Genomic DNA, 234 nt, shown 5'->3' on the forward strand with positions numbered 1-234 from the left:
CTGCAGACCACAGGCATTGCGAACTCGGGCACCCTCAACACGGGTGTGGCGAACACGGGTGACCACAGCTCGGGGGGCTTCAATCAGGGCAGTGACCAGTCGGGCTTCTTCGGTCAGCCCTAACGGATTCAGCGCAGCAACTGGGCGGCCTGGTCGGCCAGGTCGAGCACCGGCTGCGGGGCGATCCCCAGCACCACGGTGACTACCGTGCATACCGCAATGGCGGCCTTGCTC

2 protein-coding genes are annotated in these 234 nt (G+C 65.8%); one reads left to right on the forward strand and one right to left on the reverse strand.

Annotated features, from left to right (window positions below; genetic code table 11):
• Positions 1 to 123, forward strand: a 123-nt coding sequence (locus tag BST12_RS31785) for a hypothetical protein (RefSeq protein WP_211281452.1), incomplete at its 5' end; no start/stop codon positions are given.
• 5 nt (positions 124 to 128) lie between these two features.
• Here BST12_RS31785 and BST12_RS34115 read toward each other — a convergent pair.
• Positions 129 to 234: hypothetical protein (locus BST12_RS34115; protein WP_245850637.1), on the reverse strand; the 106-nt coding region annotated here is incomplete at its 5' end.

The sequence above is a fragment of the Mycobacterium angelicum genome (genome assembly GCF_002086155.1).
GTDB lineage: Bacteria > Actinomycetota > Actinomycetes > Mycobacteriales > Mycobacteriaceae > Mycobacterium > Mycobacterium angelicum.